The 7,150-nt window shown below is 43.8% G+C and carries 4 protein-coding genes; all 4 read right to left on the bottom strand.

Going from position 1 to position 7,150, the window contains the following annotated elements; all coding sequences use genetic code 11:
• Positions 1-151: 151 nt before the first annotated feature.
• Positions 152-1,105: an Rpn family recombination-promoting nuclease/putative transposase gene (locus AB5935_RS04975; RefSeq protein ID WP_038609262.1), complete on the bottom strand. Its 954-nt coding sequence runs from the start codon at positions 1,103-1,105 to the stop codon at positions 152-154.
• 553 nt (positions 1,106-1,658) lie between these two features.
• Complete coding sequence (locus AB5935_RS04970; RefSeq protein ID WP_087387735.1) at positions 1,659-3,551, bottom strand: choice-of-anchor J domain-containing protein; 1,893 nt, start codon at positions 3,549-3,551, stop codon at positions 1,659-1,661.
• Between the two features lie 21 nt (positions 3,552-3,572).
• Entirely contained in the window at positions 3,573-6,170 is a 2,598-nt protein-coding gene (locus tag AB5935_RS04965; protein WP_118037810.1) for a TonB-dependent receptor, read from the bottom strand.
• 358 nt (positions 6,171-6,528) lie between these two features.
• Entirely contained in the window at positions 6,529-6,738 is a 210-nt protein-coding gene (locus AB5935_RS04960; protein ID WP_227216268.1) for a hypothetical protein, read from the bottom strand.
• Positions 6,739-7,150: the final 412 nt, after the last annotated feature.

Raw genomic sequence — 7,150 nt, 5'->3', positions numbered from 1 at the left:
GGCTGAAGCAGAAGCCGCTAACGCTCCTGCTGAAGAAGCACCTGCTGCTGAAACTACTGAAGCTCCTGCTGAAGCATAACTCATTTTACTTCAAAAAGAACAGCTCCTCTGATTATATCAGAGGAGTTTTTTTATGCTCTTATCCGAAGAATCAAAGGGAGTTTATCTCATCTTCCGAAAGTCCGGTAACTTTTGCGATTTCAGCTATGGAAAGCCCGGCATTCTTTAAATTTCCTGCAATAGTTTGGGCTTTCATCCATTCACCTTCTGCAATGCCTTTCTCCATCCCTTTCGCAATGCCTTCCTCCATCCCTTTCGCAATGCCTTCCTCCATCCCTTTCACAAGTCCTTCCTCCATCCCTCTCGCAATGCCTTTCTGAATAGCTGTATCAATCACATTGTTCCAATCTCTATATACTTTCAAACTCTCCTCATAGGCATAAAGGTTCTCTTTTGAGAACTGAGCAATTTCGGCAGCCTCAAACAGCCGGTTGAACACACGTTCCTGAAGGGCAGTGGGGCGTTCCATCAAACGGGCCAGATTCTTGAGCACAAACATCCATTTATCAAACAACGTATCCAACTCCTGCTCGGTTTTATGGAATTTGGGCATTTCCAGATACACAAAAGTCAGTTTGTCAAAAAACACTTCATGAGTAGTTGTATCCATCAGCTTCACTTCATGGCGGAAGCTGGAAGACGAAACATCATCCAAGGCAAAATTCAAAATACCGATCACATACACCGCTTTCAGTTCATAGTCCCAGATTTCCCCTTTAATAGCCTGTTCCCTGATAGGATAGGTAGCATAGTAAATACTCCGGTCCTTGAAAAACTGTTGCTCCCCTCTCTGCATTTCTATCAGAATCTTTTCTCCTTTTTCATTTTCACAATAGACATCAAAGACAGCCCGGCGGTCAGTCTCTTTGCTGCCCAGATGCTCTGTGTTCAAGTAGGTGACATCCTCAATGACCTGCTTGCCGTCGAACAAGGCATTCAGGAAGCCAATAAGAATTTCTTTGTTCAAGTCGGTTCCAAACAATAATTTGAATGCAAAGTCCGTATAGGGATTTACATATCTTTCACGCAATCCTTCACTACACATAAGCGTTTGATATTTAAAGTTGTTTTAACTCTGTTGAAAGCAGTTCAATACAAAGGAACGAAAAAAAAGCGGATTTCAAGAAAGTTATCTGCTAATAAATTGTTAATGTTCCAATATGTCACTCACCTCTATAGGGGGAAAGCGTTTATACAAAGACGGAAATAACTGTATAAAGAGTTTCGTAATAAAAAAGAAAAAGGGCTGTTCCGCCGGTCAACTCCTTATGTTTTTAACTTACAGTCTGTAAATATTCAAAGAAATATCATTCAACAGATTTAAGATCATTACTTTTCTACCCCCCAAAATGAGTTCACATTCTCTACTTATAAACTGTAAGCAACAATAAAGAAACGTGTCCAAGAACTAGAATGACTGCTCCGAAAAGTTACAGATAGTAACTATAACACTTAAAAGGGTCGTATCAAACTCTGTATGGAGTAATGATACGACCCTTTCTTTAGTCTTTTAGGATGCTCAAATTTCAGATTATAAGTTCATATTTTCAAAAACTGAGTTTTTGACACCCACTTTATTTATCTTCAAGTTTAAAACCTTATTTTGTTACTTCAGGTTCACCTTGCAGTTCAAATTTAGCATTTCCTAAACCTTTGAAAGTATAAGTATAAGTAAATGTTTCAAGCCCATTATACACTTTTGCAGAAATGACATAGAAACAATCAACCCCACTTACTTGCGCGCCAGCTGTAGGATACTCTGTTGCCAAGATCAGTTCAATACCCTCCTGAACCATAGACAACAAATAAGCCTCAGCCTCTTTATCATCTGCCGGAACCACCCCGTCGGGGTCATTCGAACGGCGTTTAGCCAACTGGATATTGAAGTTTACATAATAAGAGCTGCCACCGAACCAGTATTCCGAGTTTCCATATTTGGCATCCATATACCCGGCATCCTTATTCGCTTTCACCCAATTTTCCAAAATCAAATAATCTTCGGAAGCCAATGATTTCGTTACCGTCGGATCAAACAACCACTCGGTTCCATTATGTACAAAATTCACTTTTTCTTTCAGTTCAATATTGTTATTCAGAACCCATGTACCCTCCTTGAACAAATACTCGTCCACCTCCATCGTCGTTACCTTATTATAATATTTGTACATGACGGCTTTTGAATCCCCTTCCTGGGCATATGGAAATTTCTGAGCCAGGAACTGGGGCAGATAATTCTCCGGAGCATCCGAAGTGCTGAAGTTATCATGACTGCCCGGGCTTCCCATAGCGTCATAATCGGCAGGAGTCACTACAACCAATCTGCTATCTTCTTTAACCTTCCAAGCCGTTCCGTCAAACTGATACAATGCATTATAAGGCTTTTCATTCGTCGGAGCCAATACAGCCGATGAAATACTTACATTATCGAGCTGAACAGTCGTGGTTTTCGCCTTGGGCCCCTCGCCTACATAGCGGAACGCAACATAAACGCTTTTGCCATTGTATGCCTCCAGACCGGCTTTCCCTACATTCACAAAATTATCATTGTAACCGTTGGCAGGTCCTTCAGGAAAAGTAAACTGGTCTTTCACGCTAGTCCACTGTGCCATATCAATCGAACCATTTCCCGCATATGTATCGGAAACCAATACATCCAGACAATCCGCATTATAGTATCCGAACTTTATGTCGAAAGACAGTCCGGCATCTTTGCTCGTCACTGCTACTGCCGGAGAAACAAGCCAAGTATCCACCTCACCCTCAAAGCCATTGGCCGAGAATTGTGCGTAACCATTACTACTATAGTTTTTTCCCTGCCATTTTCTATCGCCTTTCAGAGTCACCTGCTCCCAGCCTTCCAACACGATATCCTCATTGGCCGTAACCGACTCAAAGTCCTGAGAGTACAAGTCCTCCCCTGTAAATTCAGGATCAACATCGTCATATTTGTAATCTACCAGCACAAGATCACCTTTTGCCGCATCCTTATACTGACCGGCCAGCCACTCGGGCAATACGGTAGCCGGAGCATGTGCCGGAGCCAGGAACTTCACGGGAGAGCCTTCGCCCCACAGGGCCTCATAATCCTTATCACCCAAAGAAGTATTAGTTACTGTCCTATACTCCAGTACGTAATCGGAAGGAGTATTCTGATAGTTATAGGTCACTCCTACCGAAGAGCCTTTCCCCCATGAAGGCAACATCTTCGCGATGATGGAAGGAACATACTTCTCGGCCGATGCAAACTCGTTCAAAGCCTTATCCGTCTTGACGGCATTCGCCAATGCTTTTTCAGCATCCGAAGTGGCAGCCTTCGCCGCCGCAGAGCTGATCGTTTCGTAATCGGCATCAGTCAGTACATATTCCGCCATCGTCTGGGTGTTCGTTGTACCTTCCGCATCGATTTCATTATAAATATCGTCCATGGGATCACATGCCGCAGCAAAGAATCCCAACAGAGACCATGCAATTAAATTATATTTTAACTTCATATTTATTGACTATTTTAGAGATTAAAAGATTACTTTAAAACCGGCAGACCATGTAGTACCGAAGCCGTAATATACCAATGCAGTTTTCCAGTCATGGTTCGTACCGTCCTTGGCATCGGCTATATATTCCGTATTAGTCAAATTATATACATTACTGTATACGATGGCACGGATATCTTTGGTGATATTGAAACGATAGTTCATACCCAAATCAATCGTACCATAATCCGGCAACTTCCAGGAGTCAATACCGGCGTCTGCTTCATTCACCCGGTTCTGAGGATCGAAGTCTGCATAGTTCTTGCCGAAGAAGTTGTAGTCGGCCGAGATTTTAAATCCTTTGAACGGTTCCCAAGAGGCGCTCAATGCGGAAGTGAGCTGTGCGGAGTTACCCACATGGACATCTTTCAGATAAGCGTCGTATGTTCCGATAGGATTATTCGCTTCATCATACATAGTGAAATGAATATCATCTTTCCATTTCCAATCGCCTAAAGAGAACATACCTTTCAATTCAAAGAACTTGACAGGACGGTAAGTCGCTTCCAGTTCCACACCCATGTGGACTGCGTCCAATCCTGTAAGGTTGGCATATTCCTGACCGATCTTACGGCGCAAGGACTTATCCATCCATTGAGTGTAATAACCATTCAATGCAATATTGACCTGTTCCGTGCTAAATCCATAACCCAATTCGAACGTAGTAATCTTTTCGTAGGGTACATCCTTTTCGGGAGCTGCCGTATTGCTTGCAAAGACAGAGTTGAAGAAAGGCGCGCGGGTAAAATATCCTGCATTGACAAATACATTGTGGTTGTCATTGAACTTATAGTTAAAACCACCCTTCACGCTCCAAGGCAGAAAATTCTGAAGGCTGGACACTCTGTCCAGTTTATCCGCACCCGTGGCAGAGTATCTTGAATCCGTACCACCACGGTCATCGTATCTATAAGCCTCTTCGGTCAATGATGCCGACAGGAATCCCGACCACTTATCGGTATTATATTCAGCCTGTGCAAAAACACCGCCCCAGAATATCTCTCCAATGCTATAGTAATTGAACTTGTCACCCACTTTCAGCAGCTGGTTCTTGGTTTGGAATGCCAGCGGCGAGGTCTGCAGATAGAACTCACCACCCAGCAAATCATCAATTTCCTCTGTATGATACCCTTTATAGTAACGTAAGTCAATACCTCCCGTAAGAGTCAGGTTCTCAGTCAGATGATTCTTATAGGAACTCAGCATGCCATACCAGTCATGGTCATTGACAGCATTGGTAAAGATCACCTGCGACCCGTTCTGAGAAGCCGCATTGGCAGCCATAGCACGCTCGTAGTCGAACAAACCGTCCGGAGTCATCATCGCACCGTCTTTAGGGCGGCCGGTGTTGTTATCAATAGTCAGCCAATTGCTCATCGCGCCACGGGCACGGCGTCCGCCGCCTGTAGCCATTGAGCCGTATAGAGAAGTGGTCAGTGTCGATTTCTCGTCGATAGTCCAGTAATGATTCAAAGAAACCTGGGGCTTATGATAATAATTATAGCCGTAACCGCTACCTACCGCTTCACCGTTGATATAACCGTATCCGTTATTGAAACGTCCGCCGTCGGGGCTGTTCTTGTAATCCTCGATATAGTGCATGGTAGAGCGCTGGTTGTGCCACTGGGGAGCTCCGAAAGCTGTCAATGACAATTTATGATGATCGTTGATTACCTTCGAGATATTTCCAAAATAAGTCCATCCTTCATAATTGGTACCTTTCACGTAACCATCTCCCGTATTCAGCGACCCCATGAATGTAATAGCCCATCCGTTGTCCATCAATCCGGTAGAGAAAGAAACCGAATACTTGCGGAAACCGTCGTTACCGATACCGAAATAAGCTGATCCGCCTTTCTGGGCTTCGGTACTTTTAGTAACCATATTCATGGTTCCTCCCACAGAAGAAATACCTAAAGCAGACGCACCCAAACCACGCTGTACCTGGATAAACTGGCTCACATCAGACAAACCGGACCAGTTAGACCAATAAACCTTACCGTTTTCCATGCCGTTGATGGGCACACCATTGATCAGCACGCCCAGGTTGGACGAATCAAAACCACGCATATTGATACGGGAATCACCATAACCACCGCTTTCACGGGTTACATACACCGAAGGAACTGATTTCAGCAATTCGGGGAATTCCAGATTACCTATTTTCTCCTCTATCTTGGCCAGTTTCACGTTAGAAATAGGAATAGGGGTCTGACGGTCACTCTTTATAATAGAGGCAATAACACTGACCTCACCCAAACCAATAGCATCAGGAGACATCTTGACCTCACCCAAGTCTATCGTATTGCTTCCTTTTACTTGATGCGTAATTTCGTTGTACCCCAAGTACTTGAATATAAGAGTAGCCTTGGAAGAGGTAAGTTTCAACACAAAGTTACCGTCCATATCCGTTACAGTACCCAGTGTCGTACCGCTGACCGATACAGTGGCACCAATCAATGGCTCATTGTTCTCGGCATCTACTACTTTACCTTTTACTGTTCCTTGCGCAACAGCCGTAGCAGTGAAACAGATTGTCAGAACTGCCAACAGGAGGAAATGCTTTAGATGATTTCTCATAATTTTGTCTTTGATTTAAATTAATTAGTTAGTATTTCATTCCCAATAGGAAAGACAAAGATAAAACTTTAATTCATATAAATTGCATTTATATTAGACTATTTAAACGAAAAGGGTACTTTTTAGGCGGAATATGACAATTATGTTAAGAAAGGAACAAAGAGCCGCCTCAGGAGAGGGGAAAACTGCCCGGAAGTTCCAGAGCAACTGCCACATGATTACTGTAGGGGGCAAATGGGCCGTGACCGGCCGGTCCGGACAAATCAGGCCCGCCCCCTACAGCAAGACAACAGGTCATTTTCATTCAGGCTCTCTCACTTCCCCAATGACAGAGCAAAAAGAAAACGGACAACCAGCCTTACAGGATATCCTTATGCTGCTTCATCCTCTCCCTCAGCGCCTCCAGCTTTTCGGCCTGTTTCTTCAGCTCGTACGCCTTTTCCTCGGCTGCCTCTTTCCGCTTCCAGTTATTGATATAGGCATCCACTCCCTCCTGCACTACGCGGCGGAACACCTCCTCGCCCTTCGCTTTCAGCAGATGGTCGGCAAAATGAATATAATAACTCACTTTCAAATCCACCCCCTTTTTAGGGAGGCGTAAGTATCCGGCCCCACATGCTCATCTCCGAGAACACGCACCTTCGTTATCTTCAACCGATTCATCAATAACTCTAAAAACTCTCCCAATTTGGGGAAACTGCACTCTGCATTAGACATTTTAAATTTGTTTTAAGTTGTAAAATATTAAATAAACCTCTTTTTTTTCACGTTACTTCACAATGGGACTGAAAGAAGAAAAAGCAGGATGCCTTTACAAGAGGTTACGGGCACGTTTCCACGATGCAACCCATTAACACGGCCCGTGCATAAGCTACTGATTGCCAATGCCGGAATCTTTATAAAAACAGTATTCCCCACGATAAAAAGTCTTTTGTGATACTACCTTTCCGGCCTCTCGCAGCCGTTACACCTTCCATCCC

The organism is Phocaeicola sp. RTP21198st1_B8_RTP21198_201120 (assembly GCF_040929485.1).
GTDB classification, from domain to species: Bacteria; Bacteroidota; Bacteroidia; order Bacteroidales; family Bacteroidaceae; genus Phocaeicola; species Phocaeicola dorei.
Note: the sequence above shows the minus strand (reverse complement) of the source record. Positions and strands in the feature narration are given on the sequence as shown.